Here is a 238-nt window from a genome sequence, read left to right on the forward strand (position 1 = left end):
CACAATAACTGCCGGAACTGCCTGCTCGTATAATGACTGCCCTGATCGCTGTGGAACATCACCCCGCCGGGCTTACCACGGGTTTCCCATGCCATTTCCAGCGCTTTCATGGTGAGCCTGCTGTCCGGCGAGAACGACAGGCCCAGCCCACTGGTTTTCTTGCGAACAGGTCGAGAACAACGGCGAGGTACGCCCAGCGCTTACCCGTCCAGATACAGGTCACATCACCGCACCACAC

1 pseudogene is annotated in these 238 nt (G+C 58.8%); it reads right to left on the reverse strand.

Annotation, left to right across the window (positions count from 1 at the left end):
- Window positions 1-238, reverse strand: a pseudogene (locus BHE85_RS27810) (DDE-type integrase/transposase/recombinase); the annotation flags it as partial.

It is taken from the genome of Shigella sp. FC1567 (assembly GCF_001743015.1).
Lineage (GTDB): Bacteria > Pseudomonadota > Gammaproteobacteria > Enterobacterales > Enterobacteriaceae > Escherichia > Escherichia coli.